The organism is Pseudomonas sp. CVAP#3 (assembly GCF_018986375.1).
GTDB lineage: Bacteria > Pseudomonadota > Gammaproteobacteria > Pseudomonadales > Pseudomonadaceae > Aquipseudomonas > Aquipseudomonas helvetica.
Genome location: NZ_JAHMSC010000002.1, coordinates 411,198 through 430,308 on the forward strand (window position 1 = coordinate 411,198; position 19,111 = coordinate 430,308).

General features: G+C 53.7%; 26 protein-coding genes, 1 tRNA gene and 5 pseudogenes. 24 read left to right on the top strand and 8 right to left on the bottom strand.

Annotation, left to right across the window (positions count from 1 at the left end):
* Window position 1: 1 nt before the first annotated feature.
* The 9 genes and pseudogenes from KRR23_RS05605 to KRR23_RS05640 all read left to right on the top strand — a co-directional run bounded on the left by KRR23_RS05605 (window position 2) and on the right by KRR23_RS05640 (window position 4,715).
* Window positions 2-529, top strand: a complete 528-nt coding sequence (locus tag KRR23_RS05605) for a hypothetical protein (protein WP_216741688.1) — start codon at window positions 2-4, stop codon at window positions 527-529.
* Window positions 529-864 carry a hypothetical protein gene (locus tag KRR23_RS05610; RefSeq protein WP_216741689.1) on the top strand — a complete coding sequence of 112 codons (336 nt, stop codon included), beginning with the start codon at window positions 529-531 and terminating at the stop codon, window positions 862-864. The genes KRR23_RS05605 and KRR23_RS05610 overlap by 1 nt, the downstream gene beginning before the upstream one ends.
* Window positions 861-1,139, top strand: a complete 279-nt coding sequence (locus KRR23_RS05615; RefSeq protein ID WP_216741690.1) for a tail fiber assembly protein — start codon at window positions 861-863, stop codon at window positions 1,137-1,139. Before KRR23_RS05610 ends, KRR23_RS05615 begins: the two co-directional genes overlap by 4 nt.
* Window positions 1,140-1,218: 79 nt before the next feature.
* Window positions 1,219-1,416, top strand: a pseudogene (locus KRR23_RS29030) (glycoside hydrolase family 19 protein); the annotation flags it as partial.
* 211 nt (window positions 1,417-1,627) lie between these two features.
* Window positions 1,628-2,563 carry an FkbM family methyltransferase gene (locus KRR23_RS05620; protein ID WP_216741691.1) on the top strand — a complete coding sequence of 312 codons (936 nt, stop codon included), beginning with the start codon at window positions 1,628-1,630 and terminating at the stop codon, window positions 2,561-2,563.
* A 65-nt stretch (window positions 2,564-2,628) separates the two neighbouring features.
* Entirely contained in the window at window positions 2,629-3,078 is a 450-nt protein-coding gene (locus KRR23_RS05625) for a structural protein P5 (RefSeq protein ID WP_216741692.1), read from the top strand.
* Window positions 3,075-3,596, top strand: a complete 522-nt coding sequence (locus KRR23_RS05630) for a lysis system i-spanin subunit Rz (RefSeq protein ID WP_216741693.1) — start codon at window positions 3,075-3,077, stop codon at window positions 3,594-3,596. The genes KRR23_RS05625 and KRR23_RS05630 overlap by 4 nt, the downstream gene beginning before the upstream one ends.
* A 493-nt stretch (window positions 3,597-4,089) precedes the next feature.
* Window positions 4,090-4,293, top strand: a complete 204-nt coding sequence (locus KRR23_RS05635) for a hypothetical protein (protein ID WP_216741694.1) — start codon at window positions 4,090-4,092, stop codon at window positions 4,291-4,293.
* Between the two features lie 316 nt (window positions 4,294-4,609).
* Window positions 4,610-4,715 (top strand) — tRNA-Leu (locus KRR23_RS05640).
* 81 nt (window positions 4,716-4,796) lie between these two features.
* Here KRR23_RS05640 and KRR23_RS05645 read toward each other — a convergent pair.
* The 3 genes and pseudogenes from KRR23_RS05645 to KRR23_RS05655 form a co-directional block, all read right to left on the bottom strand.
* Window positions 4,797-5,426, bottom strand: a pseudogene (locus tag KRR23_RS05645) (tyrosine-type recombinase/integrase); the annotation flags it as partial.
* Between the two features lie 415 nt (window positions 5,427-5,841).
* Window positions 5,842-6,243 (bottom strand): annotated as a pseudogene (locus KRR23_RS05650) (DNA cytosine methyltransferase); the annotation flags it as partial.
* Between the two features lie 30 nt (window positions 6,244-6,273).
* Window positions 6,274-6,891, bottom strand: coding sequence for a hypothetical protein (locus tag KRR23_RS05655; protein WP_216741695.1), 618 nt, complete (start codon window positions 6,889-6,891; stop codon window positions 6,274-6,276).
* A gap of 62 nt (window positions 6,892-6,953) precedes the next feature.
* Here KRR23_RS05655 and KRR23_RS05660 point away from each other — a divergent pair, with 62 nt between their 5' ends.
* The 4 genes and pseudogenes from KRR23_RS05660 to KRR23_RS05675 all read left to right on the top strand — a co-directional run bounded on the left by KRR23_RS05660 (window position 6,954) and on the right by KRR23_RS05675 (window position 9,010).
* Window positions 6,954-7,205, top strand: a complete 252-nt coding sequence (locus tag KRR23_RS05660) for a hypothetical protein (RefSeq protein ID WP_216741786.1) — start codon at window positions 6,954-6,956, stop codon at window positions 7,203-7,205.
* Window positions 7,206-7,251: 46 nt separating this feature from the next.
* Window positions 7,252-7,332 (top strand): annotated as a pseudogene (locus KRR23_RS29365) (hypothetical protein); the annotation flags it as partial.
* A gap of 58 nt (window positions 7,333-7,390) precedes the next feature.
* Window positions 7,391-7,780: a hypothetical protein gene (locus KRR23_RS05670; protein ID WP_216741696.1), complete on the top strand. Its 390-nt coding sequence runs from the start codon at window positions 7,391-7,393 to the stop codon at window positions 7,778-7,780.
* A gap of 446 nt (window positions 7,781-8,226) precedes the next feature.
* Window positions 8,227-9,010: pseudogene (locus KRR23_RS05675) on the top strand (NERD domain-containing protein).
* Between the two features lie 113 nt (window positions 9,011-9,123).
* Here the strand turns inward: KRR23_RS05675 and KRR23_RS05680 are convergent.
* From KRR23_RS05680 to KRR23_RS05690, 3 genes are all read right to left on the bottom strand, one after another.
* On the bottom strand, window positions 9,124-9,303 hold the full coding sequence (locus KRR23_RS05680; protein WP_253911932.1) for a hypothetical protein: 180 nt from the start codon (window positions 9,301-9,303) through the stop codon (window positions 9,124-9,126).
* Window positions 9,304-9,430: 127 nt separating this feature from the next.
* Window positions 9,431-9,652, bottom strand: coding sequence for a hypothetical protein (locus KRR23_RS05685; protein WP_216741697.1), 222 nt, complete (start codon window positions 9,650-9,652; stop codon window positions 9,431-9,433).
* A gap of 2 nt (window positions 9,653-9,654) precedes the next feature.
* A complete protein-coding gene (locus KRR23_RS05690; RefSeq protein ID WP_216741698.1) occupies window positions 9,655-9,861 on the bottom strand; it encodes a hypothetical protein in 207 nt (68 codons plus the stop codon).
* A gap of 665 nt (window positions 9,862-10,526) precedes the next feature.
* Here KRR23_RS05690 and KRR23_RS05695 point away from each other — a divergent pair.
* Together KRR23_RS05695 and KRR23_RS05700 are read left to right on the top strand one after the other, a co-directional pair.
* Window positions 10,527-10,730 carry a hypothetical protein gene (locus KRR23_RS05695; protein ID WP_216741699.1) on the top strand — a complete coding sequence of 68 codons (204 nt, stop codon included), beginning with the start codon at window positions 10,527-10,529 and terminating at the stop codon, window positions 10,728-10,730.
* A 114-nt stretch (window positions 10,731-10,844) separates the two neighbouring features.
* Window positions 10,845-10,997 (top strand): hypothetical protein, encoded by a 153-nt coding sequence (locus tag KRR23_RS05700; RefSeq protein WP_216741700.1) that lies wholly within the window; start codon window positions 10,845-10,847, stop codon window positions 10,995-10,997.
* 270 nt (window positions 10,998-11,267) lie between these two features.
* Here the strand turns inward: KRR23_RS05700 and KRR23_RS05705 are convergent, their stop codons facing one another.
* On the bottom strand, window positions 11,268-11,705 hold the full coding sequence (locus tag KRR23_RS05705) for a glycine zipper domain-containing protein (RefSeq protein ID WP_216741701.1): 438 nt from the start codon (window positions 11,703-11,705) through the stop codon (window positions 11,268-11,270).
* 271 nt (window positions 11,706-11,976) lie between these two features.
* Between KRR23_RS05705 and KRR23_RS05710 the strand changes: the two genes are divergently transcribed.
* The 6 genes from KRR23_RS05710 to KRR23_RS05730 all read left to right on the top strand — a co-directional run bounded on the left by KRR23_RS05710 (window position 11,977) and on the right by KRR23_RS05730 (window position 16,943).
* The gene (locus KRR23_RS05710) at window positions 11,977-12,219 is read left to right on the top strand and encodes a hypothetical protein (protein ID WP_216741702.1); all 243 of its coding nucleotides are present in this window, start codon (window positions 11,977-11,979) and stop codon (window positions 12,217-12,219) included.
* A 156-nt stretch (window positions 12,220-12,375) separates the two neighbouring features.
* Window positions 12,376-12,600, top strand: a complete 225-nt coding sequence (locus KRR23_RS29035) for a hypothetical protein (RefSeq protein ID WP_253911933.1) — start codon at window positions 12,376-12,378, stop codon at window positions 12,598-12,600.
* 32 nt (window positions 12,601-12,632) lie between these two features.
* On the top strand, window positions 12,633-13,031 hold the full coding sequence (locus tag KRR23_RS05715) for a DUF5329 domain-containing protein (protein WP_054598359.1): 399 nt from the start codon (window positions 12,633-12,635) through the stop codon (window positions 13,029-13,031).
* Between the two features lie 290 nt (window positions 13,032-13,321).
* Window positions 13,322-15,889, top strand: a complete 2,568-nt coding sequence (locus tag KRR23_RS05720; protein ID WP_253911934.1) for an EAL domain-containing protein — start codon at window positions 13,322-13,324, stop codon at window positions 15,887-15,889.
* A 162-nt stretch (window positions 15,890-16,051) separates the two neighbouring features.
* Window positions 16,052-16,480, top strand: a complete 429-nt coding sequence (locus KRR23_RS05725) for a hypothetical protein (RefSeq protein WP_216741704.1) — start codon at window positions 16,052-16,054, stop codon at window positions 16,478-16,480.
* Between the two features lie 286 nt (window positions 16,481-16,766).
* Window positions 16,767-16,943: a hypothetical protein gene (locus tag KRR23_RS05730; protein ID WP_216741705.1), complete on the top strand. Its 177-nt coding sequence runs from the start codon at window positions 16,767-16,769 to the stop codon at window positions 16,941-16,943.
* 62 nt (window positions 16,944-17,005) lie between these two features.
* Here KRR23_RS05730 and KRR23_RS05735 read toward each other — a convergent pair whose 3' ends face one another.
* Window positions 17,006-17,758 carry a carbonic anhydrase gene (locus tag KRR23_RS05735; protein ID WP_216741706.1) on the bottom strand — a complete coding sequence of 251 codons (753 nt, stop codon included), beginning with the start codon at window positions 17,756-17,758 and terminating at the stop codon, window positions 17,006-17,008.
* Between the two features lie 246 nt (window positions 17,759-18,004).
* Here KRR23_RS05735 and KRR23_RS05740 point away from each other — a divergent pair, with 246 nt between their 5' ends.
* The 3 genes from KRR23_RS05740 to KRR23_RS05750 all read left to right on the top strand — a co-directional run bounded on the left by KRR23_RS05740 (window position 18,005) and on the right by KRR23_RS05750 (window position 19,052).
* Window positions 18,005-18,247, top strand: coding sequence for a DUF1652 domain-containing protein (locus tag KRR23_RS05740; protein WP_216741707.1), 243 nt, complete (start codon window positions 18,005-18,007; stop codon window positions 18,245-18,247).
* A 198-nt stretch (window positions 18,248-18,445) separates the two neighbouring features.
* Window positions 18,446-18,676 (top strand): hypothetical protein, encoded by a 231-nt coding sequence (locus KRR23_RS05745; protein ID WP_054597742.1) that lies wholly within the window; start codon window positions 18,446-18,448, stop codon window positions 18,674-18,676.
* A gap of 97 nt (window positions 18,677-18,773) precedes the next feature.
* Window positions 18,774-19,052, top strand: coding sequence for a hypothetical protein (locus KRR23_RS05750; RefSeq protein WP_253911935.1), 279 nt, complete (start codon window positions 18,774-18,776; stop codon window positions 19,050-19,052).
* Window positions 19,053-19,111 lie beyond the last annotated feature (59 nt).

The window sequence follows — 19,111 nt, forward strand, 5'->3', positions numbered from 1 at the left end:
CATGGGCAAGCAAGCAATCAATCTCGGAACACCACCTACAGGGATTGGCGGGGATACGCCGCGCAGTGCAAACATAAAGATCAACAGCAACTTCGACGAGCTTTATGCCGCTGATCTCGTTAACTACAAGCGCTCCAACGTGCTCGGTACGGTTTCCCAAGCCTCCGGGGTTCCAACCGGCGCTGTTATCGAACGCGGCACCAACGCCAACGGGAGCTACGTAAAGCTTGTTGACGGCGCAATGATTTGCACGAGAATTGTCAACTTCGCCCTTACCCCAAACATCTCGTGGGGGGCGGCATTCATCACTAGTGGCGTGCCAGTACAGGCATATGCCGGAACTTTCACAACTGCTCCGGTAATCGATATGTTGCTAACTGTCAGTAACGGATACGCAGGTACTGGGTGGTTAATTGGAGTGGCCGAGCCATCTAATATATCTTGGCCTGGCTGCTTTATTGCCGACTTGGCATCTCGCGGAATCACAAGCTTTAATATTCACTATATCGCAGTTGGGAGATGGTTTTAATGCGTATCAAACTTTCGCCAGACGCAAATATTGGAATCGAGCTGTATATGATAAAGGCTGGAGACGCCCTGAGTGTTAATGGCGAATACTTCGACTTTTCCCCAATGGGCAGTGGCGACACATTGCCAGTTTCCGCGATAACCAGTGCGTGGTTTCGCTCCGATGTCGAAAAAATGGATGATGGAGAACTGATAATTACTATCGCGCTTCCGAATGGCTCTAATGCCAGTCCTGAGCAGAAATTTCCAGAAGACTTGGTGAGTGTGCCAGATGGCCCGGTAGTGCTTCCGCAGCCGCTCCAGGCAATCCAACCACCAGTTGAGGGCGGCGCATGAGCATCGACTGGTCTCGACTGATCACGAAGCCGATGAAAGATGCTGCGCTGGCGGCTGAGCGGCTGACCGCCGCTACCAGGGAGATCGCTCGCCGCCGTTCAGCCGCTGACTACGCGATCGCTCCGCTACAGGATGCGGTGGACATCGACGAGGCAACCGACACCGACATGGCACTGCTCAAGGCCTGGAAGAAATACCGGGTGGCGCTGAACCGCCTGCCCGAGCAAGCCGACTACCCGACCACCATTGATTGGCCTGTCGTCCCGAACGAATAAATATCTATGATTTATATTGATGACCTGCAGATTGAGAGAGGTCTGCTTGGAGAAAGTCATGCCTATCACCGCTCAGTAGCTGCTGCAGATCCTCCCGAACGCCCGCAGCCAAGCGGGCGTTTTTGCATCTGCCATGAACCTGGCCATGGAGTAATACCAGATCAACACTCGGCTGCACATGGCGGCCCTCATCGCTTAGGTCGGTCATGAGTCTGGTCAGTTCCAGTGGGTGCGCGAACTCGGCGGCGATCAGTACCTAAGCAAGTACGACACCGGCCAACCACTGACATCGTGTGGCCGAATCCTCCAGTAGGAAGCTGATCAATAGGTGGCAGGTGCAGGCGCGCTCTGTAGCAGGCATCCGAGCAAATCGATTATTCTAGATCGGATAAATCCCTAGAAGCCACCCAGCACAAGGAATAGAAATGTTTAGGTCGATCAGAAACCTGTTTTACAAAGCAATTGGGCTAAGCAGGTTGAGGGCGGAGATGAGCGCTGACCTGAATGAAATAAAAAGCCTGCTGGCAGACCTGCGAAAAGAAAAGTCAACTGTACTAGTGCCTGATCTGGGCCAGATAGATAGGCTTCTACAGTCCAGACTCGACGAGAAACTGAGCTTCTATTTCAAATGGCGTATGCCTCTGTCGTTCCCGGTAGGAGGGAAAACGTTCATTCACACAAATGATGGGCATCGCTTATATGTAGATCCTAACGAACCGTTCATGACGCTCCATCTTCTCGAGCACGGAGAATGGGAGACACCTGTACGCAGAGAGCTTCGGCGCGAACTTACAGCTGGCGCTACGTTCATCGATATCGGCGCAAATATTGGGTTACATGCTCTATTTGCAGCAGCATTGGTAGGAGAGACCGGTCGTGTATTTGCTGTTGAACCACATCCGGTCACAATGGAGATGCTTCGTCAGAATCTTGAGATAAACGGGTTGCTTGATCGAGTATTGTTGTCGCAAGTTGCGGTTTCAAATGTTGACGACGCCACGGTTACGTTCGAATATTTTGCAGAACACCCGGCTATGTCAGGGCTCAAGGTATCTCAAGAAATCCTCGAAAAATTCCATGGCACGCTTGAAAAAATTGATGTTCATACCATCACTCTTGATTCCCTTGTTGAGCGTGCAGGATTAACCCCAGACCTTGTGAAAATCGACGTAGAAGGTTTCGAATACACCGTCCTCGAAGGCTGTGTCCAAACAATTAATAAGTTTCCGAATGTACGGTTCCTGATGGAATACGAAAAGGTCATGGCCGAGTCTGTTATGCGCCCAGGGATAGGCGCGGAGATTGCCGAATTCTTTCAGGAAAAAGGCTTCAAGGTTTCTAAAGTCGGAGCAGACAATCTCGTGCCGCTAACCTATGGAGAATTCGTAGTTGATCAAAGAGGGGATTATATTTTTTCAAGATAAATTCACAAACTTATCGATTTGAATAGCCCGCCAAGCCGCGGGCTTTTTTGTGCCTGGAGAAAAGCATGATCACCACCGAAACGCGCGGAGTGCGCAACCGAAACCCCGGAAACATTGACTACAACCCGGTCAACCAATGGCAGGGCCAGCTGAAGCCAGACCCGGCTATCGAGAAGCGGTTCGCCCGCTTCGACGCCGCCGGGAATGGTATCCGTGCCCTGGGTAAGTTGCTGATCAACTACCGCGGTAAAGACGGTATGCCCGGTGTCGGTGGCCAAGGTATCGACACCCCTCGCGAGTTTGTCACCCGCTGGGCGCCCGGAAACGAGAACAACACCGAGGCCTACATCACCGCGATCGCTAAGCGCCTGGGCGTGCAGCCGAACGACGTGATCAATATCAAGAACCCGGCGACCCTGCGCGCGGTGATGCTTGGGATCATCGTTCACGAAAACGGCAGGAATCCATATCCGGATGCCGTGTTCGAGGAAGGGCTGCGCAGGGCTCTGCTGTGAATGCCTCGGTGTGGAAGCTGGCCGGTGTCGTTGCAGCGCTGGCCATTGTGGCTGGCGCTGCGGCGGCATTGGCTTGGCAGCTGCAGGACTGGCGCTACGGCCGGCAGTTAGCAGAGCAGGCGAGGATTCGCGGCGAGACGCTGAGTCAACTGACCCAGGCCGCCGCAACCCAGCAGCGCACCGAGCAAGACAAACGCCAGGCGCTCGAGCAGCGCCTGGCGGCCAGTGACCAAACCCACCACGAGGTTTTGACCCATGCTCAAAAAGACCAGGCTCGCCTGCGCGATCGCCTTGCTACTGCCGATCTACGGCTGTCAGTCCTCATCGACGCAGCGGATCCAGCCAGTGGTTGCGCAGTGCCAGCCGCTACCGGCGCCGGCGGCGTGGTTCATGGAGGAACACGCGCCCAACTTGACCCAGCGCATGCTCAACGAATTATCGGAATCACCGACGATGGTGACCGGGGATTGATTGCGCTGTCTGCGTGCCAGGCGTACGTCAGAGAGGTGAATCGCTGACCATCCATCTGGAGGGTATTGAGAATCCGGCCCCTAGACTTACGATACTGTTTTTATATCCAGTATTGGTTGAGCCATGTACTTCCTGATTACGCGAATGAGAGAGAAAGGTGTCGCCAGACCATGGAAGGAGATACACGCGGACGTGCCGCTGCGAGGTGATATCAATGTGAACAACGAGATGTGCGCTCTGATGAATCGGACGAGTGATATCGCCAGGGTAAGGCGGGTGATGCCGCTTGACCCCCGATCCGTTGCCCGCGCTGATCGATGCGTTTATGTCCGGCATAGCCACAAACGCTTTTACGATGAGCGGTCTGGAAGAGGTCGACGGCTGCCTCTATGCACAGTCGTGGTGGTGCAGGGGTGTGTGATTGTGTTCGGTCGGCAGGACGCCAAGGCGGGAAGGGGGGGCAATGAGAGTGCCACTATATGGCCTTCTTTTTTGAGGGTATTTAGGGTAATTTTGCTGCCTTCAAAAAAGGAAGCTGTCATGGGTAAAATTTTGTACGTAATCGTTTTGATCGCAGTGGCGGGGTTTTGCTACAAATTCTATTCCGCTAATCAACAGGTGCAGCAAAACGCATTCAGCTGCTTGAAGCTTGAGATGGCGGAGCAGGATAAGTGCTTTGAAAATGTCGGGCGCCAGGCTGCTAATCTGGCGAAGGTAGCCAAGGTTATGACGGGGCAAAACTGATCAACTACTGTAGGAATATACAACGCTAAGTTATTGATTCTTATAGGGTGATGTGGCTGTTTTGCATCTCGTGAAAATCGATAGTTTTCCCTTTAGTATCAATGGCTTGCGTAGATCTAGGGGTCACCTTGACATGGTGGTGCCCTGAGCGCAAACAGGCCAATGCTCGGCAGCATGCAAAATCGGCATAATCCATGGGTGTTGGTTCCTGGGTAAGGCGTTCACGAACGTTGTATTTACGGGGCTTTTTCCGTTCCGCAATTATTTGAGACCCCGCGCAAACCGGGGCTCTTATGCATGTGAAAACAGCATGTTTGCGGAACGGAAAACATGCTGTAAACACCGGTTTATATAGCTTTTTCCGGGGACTTAAAATCCCCCGCTCGTAAGGGCGTGCCGGTTCGATTCCGGCTTCGGCACCATATATATCAAGGGTTTGCGGGCGAAAGCTGATGCAAGCCCTTGTTTGTTTCTGGTCCGCTATTTTGGAGTTGGTCCGCAATTCACTTGGTTGGCGTAACTTTTTTGCCCAGGCGATTTCGGATGTATTGCTCTGTCATAACCACGGTCGTATGCCCAAGTTGATCTCTCGCCTGCATGATGTCACCACTCGATTGAGCTTTATCCGTACCTGCCTTGGCGCGTAAATCCCGCATCTGAAATTCAGACTTCGCAACACCGGCGGCTTCCCTGGCCAAATCGAACCTTCTCCGCAACATCGCCACTGTCATTGGTGTGCCATCCTCTGTAACGATCAGCCGCGTCAAGCGGACCTTGTGTTCTGTTTTTCGGGACATGATTCGATCAATCAAAACCTTCAGCTCACCGGTTACCTCAATTCGTCGCTTGGCCTTTGTTTTTCCCTGAAGCACCCAAATTTGGCCGTCGCGGACATCCCGTTCGTTCATCAGTCGCGTGTCGGTCACCCGCTGACCGGTCAGATAAGCCAAGTCCATGGCGTCTTGCAGGCCGGCATCAGCCTTGTTGTGCACACGCTTGAAGAGCTCATCCTCGACGTATGTGTCCCGCCCCGTCTCTTTATTGCCCTTGATGCCAGCGCAGGGGTTGGCCAGGGATGTGTAACCCTTGTCCCTGGCGTAGTTCCAAATTGCGCTGAGCAGTGCCTTTTCACGAGCAGGGATCAGCTACAGTTGAATGGTCATTCGCAAGGAGGTGGTTATGAGCATCGCTGTCTGTGTTGTATGTAGTGGGAGCTCCGATAAAGCTTTTCCAGTAGGCAACTTTTATGAGTTCAAATGCCCTGCTTGCGGACGTTATTCTGTGAGCCGACAGCTACTTGAAGAAATGGAGAAGGCGAATCGGGTTTTCATACGGCCCGCACACAGCAGTACCTGGTGATTCAATCCAGGTCCGGCCAAGTGCCGTCTATTTCCCAGCCCGAGGCATCAATTCATCAGCTGATAGTCGAGAGATCAAGCAATAGGTGAGGGTGGGTCGGTCCAGCGGTATCCAACAGCTCAGGAAACCGAGATAAGTTGACCACTACATGCCCATCTTAAAGTGACCGATGCCAATTTTCCGGCATCGTCAGCCTTCGATCTGCCGAAGAGTCCGCATCTCTATCCAGCGCACGACGGTGACCGCCTTGCTGTTCCCGATCGCCTTGTATCGCGGGCCGTCGGCGTCGCAGACGTACCCGGCTTTGCTTTTCTTCGCCTGGCGGACTTTCATGCCGTCGGCGTTCGCGTGGCTTCCGGAGTGATTCATTGCCCGAAGTGTTGGCGATATCGCCCCAGCGTCTGCGCCGTGGTCTTTACAGCTGAAAGCCAGCACTGCGTTTTCCTGGCCGTTGTTTCGGCCAAGCGCAAAGGCTGTTGAGTTGCTGACTCCAGGATCTTGCGTGCCGTGCACAACCAGCAGGCCCGATTCGGCATCCTGCTGAGTGGCGCTGCCGGCCGCCTTTCCGTTGGCGTTGAGTGTCCCGGCCACTGTGCCGGGTTTTTCATTTGGGTTTCGTCTTTATTTGACTAAACCGTTGTACACCTCGGTGGATGCACCCTCTTTCTTAATGATGAGCTTGTTCCCATCAGCCAGTGAGTCAACTGTTTCCGAGCAGCCGTCAATTGATGTCTTGCCGTCGACAGATTCTGTTTGGGTATCAAAGCTCACGGCGTAGGTCGTGGCAGGACAGCAGTTGCCGCCTTCGCCTGTAGAGATGACTAATACGAATTTATTGGGGCCAAATGCGTAGGCTTTTTCGATCCCAACATAGGTAGCGTACTCGGGCTCGTCGATCACTTGCCCCATGATATCCATGACGCCAGCGCGAGACTGGTAGTTGATTTCATGGCCGCTGATGGTAAATGGGCCAATTTTTTCACCCAAGATCAGTATTGGCTGATAAGCGATGCTGGGTGCTGGTGGGGTTAAATTCACAGGAGGTTTTGGATTAGCTGTGAGACTTGTTTGTGTGTTCGGGCTAGTGCACTGGCCACTCTCACAGATGCGGTCGCCTTTGCAATCGGTATCCTTGGAGCACTGCGCGGACACCTGGTTTGTCTGGCTGGTATTTTCTGCCGGTTTATCGCAAGCGGTGAGGGAGAGTGTGAGAAGCGAAAGTGCAAAAATACGCTTCATAAGCGAATTCCTTTTCATGGATGATGGCGTAACAGTATCGCCAATCGTTCCGCGAATGTCTTCTGGCCTTCGCCTCCCTTAACCTGACTCAATCTGAAATCGACGGGATGAACTCCATCAAGGCGCTTGAAGCTGACGCCGGCGAGTTGTTCAAGCAGATCGGCCAGATTGAAGGTGTTGATCCGCGGCTGTTGGCTCTGGCCAAGACCAACTTGCAACAGGGCTTCATGTGGTTCGTGCGCTCGATCGCGAAGCCTGCCGATCCGTTCAGTTGCTGGGTAACGTTACACGGCTCCGTCACGCTCTACCGCTGAGCCGGACATCAATAAGGCCCTCGCCAATCTGGACGGCGCCATAGACAAGGCGTTGGATTACAGCCTCAAACGCTGGATAGCGCTGACGCGCTACCTCCATGACGGTGCTGTGCCCATCGATTACAGTTGAGTTTTGCTCCTGATATGATCGGCGGCTTTTCTCTCTCTTGTTCAAGGTCGAATCAATGAAAGTGTGGCCCAAGATAAAAAATTTGGCATTGTTGTTACTGGTGAGTCTGGTACTCAATGCGTTAGTCCGCCTCTACCTGCGCCTCACGTTCATTTTGACCCCCATTGATACGAGCACTTCGCTGGGCCGCGACATACTGTTCCATCAGATGCAGGAAATCCTCGGTATCACCTTGGCCAGTGCGCTAATCCCGGCCTTGTTGTTGCTGTTCAACTATCGCCTGACGGCCTACGGCGCGTTGATTATCGGTTTCCTGCTCTGCTTACAACTGCCGCCGGCCGTAGCCCTAGGCCAACTGTTAACTCTGTTTTGGATATTGATGGTGATCATATGGCTAGCCCGGAACAAGCTGCGCGGCCTATATCACTACTACCGCGCCAAGTAACTCCCTAGCGCCATTCAGAACTCTGTAGTGGTCTAATGAAACCGGACATTCGATTTTGGAAAAGGTGGGGCGTTTGCTTGACGGAAACTTCCCAGTAAATCGAATCTCTGCATAGGTTGGGGGGTATGAATGGCTACTTCTGGTCGTTTTTCGCCCGTCGTGACAGGCCGTTTTTCCCTGGTTGTGTAAATACGCAGGCGCCGTTTTGAAGCCTGCGTCGCTACGTAAAATCTGCCAGCGCTTGGTTAATTCAGCAGACGCAAAAGATTGTGTAGAAGCGCGATTTTCGTTCCAGTTCGGATTGTCAAAACCTGCTTTAAAACTTTTTTACACCGCCAGGGCCGAAAGCAGACGCCGGTTACTTCGCCTAAGCTAGAAAGGATCAAAAGGGTGAAGGAGTAGCCTCATCCGGTGTACTCACACACGTTCGACACGCAAAGGACGCGATGAATATTTTTGTGATGCTCCAGCCGCTATTCGACATGCTGAAGTGGCTGCTGCCATTGTTGCTCCTGGTCATCATCATCAAGACACCCTGGTTCAAGGGCTGGTTTGGTGAGCGGCTGGTGCGGACATTCGCCCACTATGGCTTGGATGGTCAGGTCTACCGCCGGTTGCACAACGTCACACTGGATACGCCCGATGGCACTACCCAGATCGATCATGTGTTCCTGTCACCTTTTGGCATTTTCGTGCTGGAGACGAAAAACATGGGCGGCTGGATCTTCAGAGGTGAGAGCCAGGCCCAGTGGACACAGCAGATCTTCCGGCATCGCTTCAGGTTCCAGAACCCGCTGCGGCAGAATTACAAGCACTTGAAGGCACTTGAAGGCACTAGAAGCGCTGCTCAGCGTTCCGCCCGAGCACATCCATTCTGTAATCGCCTTCGTCGGCGGCAGTAGCTTCAAGACCGTCATGCCGGACAATGTCACCCAAGGCGTCAGCTGTATCCGCTATATCAAGTCCTTTCAGCGGCCTGTGTTTAACGAAGCGCAGGTGAGTGTAATGGTGAAGGCGCTGGAGAGCCGGAAGAGGGACAGTACGCTCACTACCCATTACGAGCATGTACAGCGCCTGAAACAGCGAAACGACCCGTTCGCGAAACGCAGTTGCCCGCGGTGTGGAAGCGCTTTCGAAATTCGTATCCGTAAGACAGGCGATAGAGCAGGAGAGCGATTCTGGGGCTGCAGCGCCTACCCGAAATGTCGAGCGAAACAGGATTTGGATTAGTCCTCCAGGTACTTCGTCCTGCGAGGCCGCGAATGAGAGCAATTGTCTGGTCATCCGTTCCCCGGCAAATGCGGCCGCTCAAATGGGGGGCGCGAAATCAGCGAAAGCTTGGATCAGAGGCCTTTATTCTTGAGCTTCGCCAAACCTTGTTTAAGGTGACCCGCACTCTCTTCGATCGTAAACAACGCACCACGAATATTTTCGCCGACCTCGGTTAGCCTTTGCTCCTCGGATTGAAGCGCCAGCTCCATGAGGGCCGCCTCTAAAGCGAGTTGGTTTTGATACATCCTCATATTGCCGCCCGGCTCGCGAATTTGCCCTTTCCACGGGGACTGGCCAGAAAGAACCCAAGGAGGTGGAAAGCACTCAAAGAGGCCATGTGAATTTTGCGCGCAGGAGGATTATTAATAACAGATCGACTTACCCATACGCGTATAAAAGCTCGTCGATCAGGTCCAGTTCTAGTTGCGTAAATTGCACATTGTTGAATTTTCTAATGTGCTCAAGTACTCCTCTGATGGGCACTTGGCGCGAAGGATCCTCAACTATCTCGATCAGGCGATCGTGCTCAGGATCTTTGCCTTTCAGGTATTTATGAATCAATTCCTTGAGCGATAAGCGGGCCTGCTGGTCGGTCAGCACTTTTATTTCTCCGGCAAAATAGCGACTTCATCGATTTTAATGTAAGTGGGATCGCCCGGTTTTGGAATAAGTTGCCTTGAACCACCGGTACCGTACTCAGGGTAGGCCTTGGTGAAAGGCTCCAAATTCGGGCCGGTGCCACCTAACTCGTGCGGAACACTAACGTTCGGCGTTTCGTCCTTGTAGCGCTGCAATGTGTCGAACTTCAAGCGCAGACGGCCATCACTCCACGCTGGAGACGGATCGGCTGCAGCAACGTGTTTAGGCGCTCGAACCTGAAAAGCTTCTGTCGCAGCGTATCCAGTACCGAATTTGTCAAAACCAGGGCTTCCTGGGTGTCGATGGTCTTCTGCGCATGAGCGTTGAGACTTCCATCTGCGTTCTTATAACCCATGTACCGGTAGCCGGTGGCTGGCAGTGTCGAGTCCGGTCCGGATGGACCTACGTAAAAGTCAGCTTTAGATTCGGTGACAACCGGCGGGCGTGGGGATATTTCCTGAGCCTATAAGGGCGGGGTAAAAGGTTATTAGACGTGCAGAAGCTGCTTTGTTAAAAAAATAGTGCATAGCACGCTGTCGGCGTGCTCATGCATCTCCATTTGGCTAAATGGAAATCGCCCAACATTGAGCTGGGCAACGATCAATGAGTCTGATTGCCGATACAGGGAAAAGTAGCTGCGACTTTGGCCAACTGCTCGCGCACCAGTGCATTGGGCTCATTGATCCCTCTTCTTTTCGGCCGCTTGACCCTCTCACCCAAAAACCTTCTCGCCGGCTCGCGGGGGCCGACAGACACATCCGATGTACGACTTCTTGCCGATTGGCGCACCAGTGGTTGCGGGTCAATACTTTTTACCTGTCCTTGGAGCGCTCCTATGAACCGGCAAGAAGAGTTTTTGGCGAAAGCGTTAGAGGTTCATCATGAATATGAAGAAGCTACGGTCGCCGTCCACAAAATGATGCGTGAGAACAGGGCTATAGGCGCGGAATGGGATGCGGCTGTAGCGCGGCAGATCGCATGCCTTGATGCCTGGATGGAGCTGCCCCACGAGTTCGGGGACTTCAAGGCGGATGAGTGACCGGTTTCAATTCAGTGGGGTGGGGTCTTCAGCAACCGGGTGTTTTGAACCTCCTCAATATGAGGACATCAAACAACTATAACGTCAGGCACGGGCCTGCCCGGAGATGATCAAATGAAACGCACAACTGCTTTGATTTTTGTGGTGTCAGCGGCGTTGTTACTTGTCGGTTGCTGGCCGTATTGGCATGACCATGACCGTCGCGGACATGATCGTGGGCGTTACTACGGTGACTATCATCAGGCACAAGAGTATCGCCGTGCATAAGTTCGATGTAGCAGAGCCAGGATAGATTTGTGTCGAGCCCGGCAGTCTCATGGACTGCCGGCTGGAGGGCGTCGTATAGCAAATAGCCGCGGGTGGAGCGATCCCGGCAAAGAAAGGAGTCTCTACGGGGGTTGGCGTATTTTCTGGAGATGGGGCCAAATCCTTTTGGCTGGTCCCAGTATGCTTGGCAGGTGTGACAAAGGTATGACGGGGTCGAAGGGAAAAGCCCGACACGAGATCGGGCTTGAACGTGCACGTCAACTCAACCGTTTAATCGTGTTTGTACTTATTCTTGTATTTATGATGGTGTTTACCGTTGTGACCTCTGCCCTCTGAGTCGTGATTGCGGTTATCGCCGGACAGGTTATTGCCGAGTGCACCGCCCGCGGCACCGCCAAGACCTGCGCCAATGGTGGAGCCGGTTGAGCCACCCAACTGATGACCAATCACCGAACCACCCGCCGACCCGAGCCCACCGCCGATCGCGGCGTTGGTTTTGTTGCCCCTCGGCGCAGCGACAGCGCTGCCTGCAGCACCCCCTACACCCGCGCCGATCGCTGCACCGGTGCTTCCGCCCATTTGCTGACCGGCTATGTTGCCCAGTGCGCCGCCAAGGCCTCCGCCAACGGCTGCGGTGCCATCTCCAGCGGCCATTGCTCCTTGTGTGATCAGGGCACCAAGAGCAAGGGTAAGCAGTGTGATTCGCATGCTGTGGACCTCAATAAGTGGTTTTTGTGTTCAGACTGCTATTTTGACTATTGAGCATTTTGAAACGTGCGTTGTTGCTTCCTGTCGCCAAGCTGCTCTCGTCGCATCATTCAAGATGGAGCACTACAACTGTAGAGGGCGCGGCAAAGCCAAAGTTCGACCTGCGATAATGGCGCGTCGTCGAGGGTTTACACAGGAGCAACAAAAACCCCGCACAGGGCGGCTTTTTAGTGCGGGTTACTCGACTATCAACCACCAGAGGGATGCAGCCATGACTGAGCGCCATATGATCCACTCGGAAACGCTTTCGAACGGACGCAAGATTGAGGTCAGGGCCAAGATTCTGAGGGACGGCTCGTTGCAGATGTTCATCGGTGTTTACCAGCCTGACGGCACAGCCCTCTTTGAGGACCACGACCCAAAACCGCATCTGCTGGACATGGAAGACGCGCTGGACTGGGGGATCGAAATCGCGAGGCGCACCGGTAACGACCCTGAAATCAATAAGACTTGATGATCACCGGATCTGGTTTTTTAATGTGTCGTCTCTCACTAATGAATCATTGATCCGCTTGATGGTCGTATCTATGGTTGAACGCTCTCCAGACTAAACTTGCGGATAGCGACATTCCTTCTCCATAGCACTGACCCTTGCTTTTAGGATGTTCATATGAAGCGCACAGCGATAATGATCCTGGCCATTTCAAGCTCTCTCCTGCTGGGAGGCTGCTGGCCTTACTGGGAAGATGGAGAGGGGTACGGTCGAGATCACGACCGTGGTCGTGAGTATCACCGTCGTTATGATCGCCATGATGACCGTGGATACGAGCGTCGTGACAATGATCAGGGCGAAGGTCGGTACCACAAACGTGATCATGACGACAGAGACGATTGATGCTTGAGACCTGGTCGGGACGAGGAAAGGTCATGCAGACTCTGACAGCAAGGACGGTTCGCCCCGTCAGCCAATGGCTGATGGCGGCGGGTATTGGTCTGATCGTAATGATGACCAATGCCCAGGCTCAAACCACACCTCAAGCCGCTCAAGAGATAAAGAGCTTGCTGGATTTTGTCGAACACAGTGAGTGTCGGTTCGTGCGTAACGGAAGCGAATATCCGGGCTCCCAGGCTCGGGCGCATCTGGAGAAAAAGCTGAACTATCTCGAAGGCAAGAACATGATCAGCAGTACAGAAGACTTCATCGATCTGGCGGCCACTAAAAGCAGCATGAGTGGCAGCCTCTATGAAGTGCGATGTCCAGCAGGCGTACAACCTGCAAGCCTCTGGTTGAAGACCGAGCTACAGAGGCAGCGTCAGCTTCATTGAGTCGATCTGAAATCGAGAAAGCCCAGCCTGATGCTGGGCTTTCTCGTTTTCGGGCGTCGTACGGGTGGACTGGATCGGTCGGTCAGTCACTTCGAGGCTATCCTGTGATTTCAAGCCAAGGGCGCAGTGACGTATGGGTGCGACTAGAGTGAATAAATCCCGCCCTTCGATATAGAAACAGTAGTGTGCGTTGCTCCGATGGTAGGCCCCTTCCTGTTCTGAAGGTTCTTATGACGCCTCACACGTAGCCAGGGATGGCGGGCCGTGGTGGCATTGGGAAAGTGGCGATTATGGACACGAGAGTCAGACTGGCGAGCGGCGAAGAGGCAGAAGACTTTTTCGTGCAAACACTGGAGCAGGCTGTCGATGCCGTGGTGGTCATTGATGACCAGAACAACGTGGTGTTTTTCAATGCGGCTGCCGAACAGTTTTGGGGGTGTTCCCGTGTAGAAATACTGGGAAGCAACGTCAATAGATTGGTTCCTCACGTCATCCGTCCCCACCATGACGGTTATGTCGGCGCAAACCGGGAGACCGGGGTCAACAAGATCATAGGCGCTAGCCGGGATATCCATATCACGCGCAAGGATGGTGAGGAGCGTTGGGGCGCGATGTCGATCTCAAAAATCACCTTGCAGGGCCGAATCCTTTATGCGGCCTTCCTCAAGGATGTGACACAGACGCGCCTGAAAGATATCGAACACCGGTTGCTGTCGATGTCGGTCAACATCACCAGTTCTGCCACCTGTATTGTCGACGCCGATGCGCGTCTCATCTATGTCAATGACGGGCTCATTCGATTGCTCGGGTATTCCCGTGAGGAGGTCATCGGACGGTCGCCTTTGATGTTCTTTGTCTCCGATATTCAGGCCGAAACGCGTGCGCAAGCGGTGCTGGAAAGAGTCCTGCGTGGTGAACCCAGTGAAGCCAGTGCGCTGATCAGCAAGCGTAATGGTCAACGGTTGTGGGTGCATATTTCGTCGACCCCCGTGTTCGATGCTCAAGGGAAGGTCGACAACATCGTCATAGTGCTGACTGACATCACCCGGTCCAAGCTGCACGAGGTGTTACAGGACAAGGTGATAGGGGCTCTTTTGAAAGAGCATTCTTTGGAAAGCGTATTGACCCTGATGTGTCAGGAGATCGAACGCATCGCGCCAGAAGTCATCGTTTCGATCCTGAGCGTGGACCCGGAAGGATTTCTGCACCCGCTGGCCAGCCCTGGTTTGCCGACTGATTACTCGAGAGCGATCGAGGGGTTACCGATAGGTCCTGTTGCCGGGTCTTGCGGGACAGCGGCCTACAGGGGCGAACCGGTTCTGGTGACGGATATCATCCATGATCCGCTCTGGGCGGATTACAAGTCTCTGGCCGAAAAGTCGGGTTTGCGAGCGTGCTGGTCTATTCCTGTGCGCAACGGAGCAGGGCGGATCGCTGCCACCTTTGCACTCTATTTCAGGGAATGTCGCGGTCCCGATACCTTGCATGCTCACCTGGTGACGGCGGGAACGCACCTGTGCATGTTGGCACTCGAGCGGGAAGAGGCGCGTGAATCCATTCGAAGAATGGCGTTTTATGATGCGTTGACCGGCTTGCCCAATCGCAGTTTTTTGCTGGCACAAGCGGACCGCGCCATTGCCGAAGTTGCTCAGGAGCAGGCTGAACTGGCGGTACTGTTTGTCGACCTGGACCGCTTCAAGCAGGTCAATGATGCGCTGGGGCATGCTTCGGGCGACGAGTTGCTGCAAGTCGTGGCGCAACGGCTACGCAGCGTGCTCCGGGAGTCGGACATTGTCGGGCGGTTATCCGGCGATGAGTTCGTTCTGGTGCTTCCAAGGATGAATGCCACGCAGGTCACGACCTTTCTCGAGCGGCTGAAGATGACCTTGAGTATTGCGGCCAATATAGCCGGCACCTCCGTGGTCCTGTCGGCCAGTATCGGTATAAGCATGTTTCCAGTTGACGGGCAGGATATGGAAAACCTGCTGCATTGCGCCGATATTGCGATGTACCAGGCCAAACGTACCGGCCGTGGCAGCTTCAGTTTTTTTCTCGAAGAGATGAACAAGATCGCTCAGGAACGTTTGATACTTGAGACGGCGTTGCGTGTGACCCTGGCTGACAATGCTCTTCAGCTGGTTTATCAGCCACAAGTCGATCTGAGGAGCGGGCGTCTTGTCGGCGTAGAGGCGCTGGCACGCTGGGAACACCCAACACTGGGCAGTATCTCTCCAATGCGATTCATCCCCTTGGCCGAGGAGTGCGGGTTAATCAATGAGTTGAGCCAGTGGATATTGCAAGAGGCCAGCGGGCAATTGGCGCAGTGGCGCCAGCAAGGATTCGTGGTCCCGTCCATGTCGATCAATCTGTCACCGATCAACTTTCACAATCTGAATCTGGTGGGGCTGATCGCCGAGCAATTGCGCCGATGTAAATTGCAGCCCGCCGATTTGTGCGTGGAGGTGACGGAAGGCGTATTGCTTTGCAACAGCCCTGGTTCAGAGCAAACCATCCAGGACCTGCATGCCTTGGGTGTGCGTTTGGCGATCGATGACTTTGGCACGGGTTATTCCAGCCTGGGGTACTTGCGGCGGTTGCCGATCAGTGAGCTGAAACTGGACAAGAGTTTTGTTGATGACCTGGAGCACGATGCTTCCTGCCGTGCATTAAGCGAGTCCGTTATCGGTATTGGTAAGGGGCTTTCCTTGCACGTTGTTGCTGAAGGCATTGAGCATGCTGCCCAGCGCGACATTCTCAGATCGCAAGGTTATGAGGTCGGGCAGGGGTATTTCTTTTCTGTCCCATTGTCTTCCGGCGCGTTCATGCAATGGATGTTGAGCGGCCCGAGCGGGCGATAAACGGCGTAGAAATAATCCTGGCCAGCCACGGCAGACGATCAGGTCCTCATCCCCGACATCTATACTCTTTGTCATGCATTCAGTCATGGGATCCCGATCCCGGGACCCATCCTGTTCGCTCGCCGGTGATAAAGCCTTGGCTTAGATTTACGAGGGCTCAACATGCGGATTTTGCTAGGGGTTGCAGCCTTTTTATTCATTTCAGGGTGCATGACTTCTCCAGTTCCAGCAGAAAAAGCCGCTCGGGTTCCAAGTGATCGGGTTTTTGCGTTTCAGCAACCCATCGAGGGAAACAGCGGAACGATTTTTGTGACGCGTGATGGCGGTTTGCTGGGTTCGGCCTGCTACATCGGTGTTTATGTGAACGGTGATTTTGTTGCGCGAGTGGGACCTGGTGAAGGAGCAAGATTTTTCACCAAACCCGGGGAAGTCTTTGTCGGCGCAGGAGAAGACCTGAAGGGTAACGGTCTGTGTTCGTTAGGCATTTCCTTACGCGAGGTGGTAACGACCATGGATGCCGGAGAAGTAAGGCATTTTCGAATTTACGGTGATGCGAGCGAGGGCATTTCAATAGCGCCAAGCTCTCGCTGAAGTAGCGATGTACGAGCTGCGACCTTTAGAAAGTGTGGTTATTTAAGGACTTAGGTGATTTTTTGTGTGAAAAAAGATGTAAATATCTTGTTACATCTCGAGTGGTGAGCTATTATCGCGTCCGTGTTCACCTACCACGGTTTACGCATTTTTAAGCCCCAAGCGTCCATCAGCTGCTTGGGCTTTTTTTTGCCTGAAATTTGCCGCTGGCTGGTACTGGTTTTGAACATGGAGCGTTTCTAAACTTCTAATACGTATCGACTGCAAGGCGTACGAGAGGTGAGCCATGAAGACCGATCCGCAAGTACCACGTATTAAAAAACCAGCTGAGCCAAGCCGCTCAGGTGAAGCACGGCAGGACCGCGACGAGCTCCAGCCAGATAATCCGAAAAAGTGGAAGGATGTTCAAAGCGCGGTCGAGAGCGAGCTGGAAACACTGCACGATAAAGCCAGGCCCCTCTAAGTGGTGCTCGCCAGCAAGTACAAGCCATGCATCTCACCGTTGGGTGAGATGCATCTTGCGAATCAGGCAATCAGATCCACTTTGCCGCTGGCCAGGCGATAGATGCCCCCGACAACTTTCAATGTGCCCTTGCTCAGCGCTTCAGTCAGCACAGGTGAGGCTTTCTTGAGGTTGTTTACCGTGTCTTTGACGTTTTGCACGGTCGCGTTCTCGAGAAGATTTCCCGGATCCTTGAGTACCTTCTCGATAGAGGGCCTCAGTGCGTCAGTCAGTTTCTGGATTTGACCGGGGAAAACCGCACTGTCCTTTGTTGCCTTGATGCCGGCATTGAGTGCGCCGCAGTCTTCATGCCCCAGCACCAGAATCAGTGGTGCGCCAAGCACCAGGACCGAGTATTCCAGGCTTGCCAGGCCTTCCTCCGTGACGAAGTTGCCCGCGACACGCACCGCAAAAAGGTCGCCACGGGCCGTGTCGAACGCGTACTCGGGGGCAATGCGCGAATCAGCACAACTCAATACTGCTACGAACGGGTTCTGGCCGGTGACCAAGGCTTCACGCTCGGCCTTGAAGTCGTGTGTCTTTGAGGTGCCGTTGATATATCGCTTGTTACCGTTGATCAGGCGTTGAAGGGCCTTGTCGGGGCTGATCGCATTTTGTGGTTTTGGAGGCGAGGCCTTTTTCTCTGCGGCCTGGGCGATGCTGTCAGGCAGCACACCGGCAAGCAGCAGGGCGCTGGCGCCTAGTCCTGCAAGCCGGAGAAAACGACGCCGTCCGTCTGCCTCCGGCGTGGAGCTTGAATCACAGGATTCACACATGATTTGTGTACTCGGTATTTGGGTGGGAGTGGCTCGCTATCAAGGGCTAATACTTGCGGGAAACTTCAGCACTTCTGCGTTGGAGTCTAGATGGTTTACGGGGGCCCGTTTCAGGGGGGGGCGCACGATTACAAAGTGCGAAATACCCAACACTTTGAGCTTAATCCGTTCGTTTTTGCCGGGGGCGGCTAATCTGTAAAGGTTAGGTAACACTCCCGCACACTATCCCCCCATGGACGGAATGCCATGTTTCCTCTTCTTCAGCTTTGCCAGATTGTGGAGTCCGGTTTCTATCCACTCTCGTGCACCTGCACGGTGAATCCCGAGGGATCGTTGAGGGTCACGATTGTCGATCCCGAATCCGGACGTGTTGCACTGCTGATCACTGGCGTGTCGACGGCGAAGCTGACCAGTGTCCGGGAGATCGCCAATTTTATCGGCGAGCTGCGTACTGAGTTGAAAGCCGGCCGTAGAGCATTCGCAGGCTGAGACAACGATCAGGTCAAGTCGCAGTCCGACGATTGGGCTTGTGCCGAATGATCTGGCGGCAGGCTTGATTCGCCGCGCAAGCGAGATACCAAATCCGGGAGTTGCATCCAGTGCACAAGAGGGTTATCAAGTCTTTTGCAGTGGAAACGATTTTCAGAGCGTCGCATCGAGTGATGCCGTGACGCGGAGGGAATTGCCATGTTACTCAACAAACCCGAGCACGAACTGCGCAGCGACTTCCAGAATCTTGCGTCTGATTTACGATGGTCGGCGGTGGAGCTCAAAGCCATTGCCGAGCGGCTGAGACAGACAGGTAATGAGGTCGATGCCCAGTCATTGCTGAAGACGTGTCAGGTGTTGGAGACCGCCGAAGAACGGCTGGCCCTCTACGCGAGTGAAGTGAAGTCTCATCGAATTCACCTTGAATAAGCGCGGGTCGCCATTACAGCTCGCTCAGGGCTGCCAGGTTGGCTCTGCGGCATCATTGCAGATTTTTCGGAGCAATGGATATTTCCAGGCGTCTCACATGAGGTTGCCGCACAGAGTCAGGAGATATACCCAGTTGAAGGAAAGGCTTTCAGATTTTGCAGTGCTCATATTGATGGTGCTTGGCGGCATTGCGTTGCTGTTCGTTGCTAAATACTGCATTGAATACTTCGTAGGCCCCATTGCTGAATCATGGATCGATCTCGCGCTCGTCCTCTCGGGCTATGTACTGTTCTTTCTTCTTGAACCCATTCGCAAGTCGGTGAGTAAAAAATGGAGTAAAGGGGCGAGACGAAAAAGACACAGTGAGGGGCGTTGATAAGGCATAGGCTTCCTTGGGAGGACTACGATATTTCCGTAACCATGACAACCCTTTCA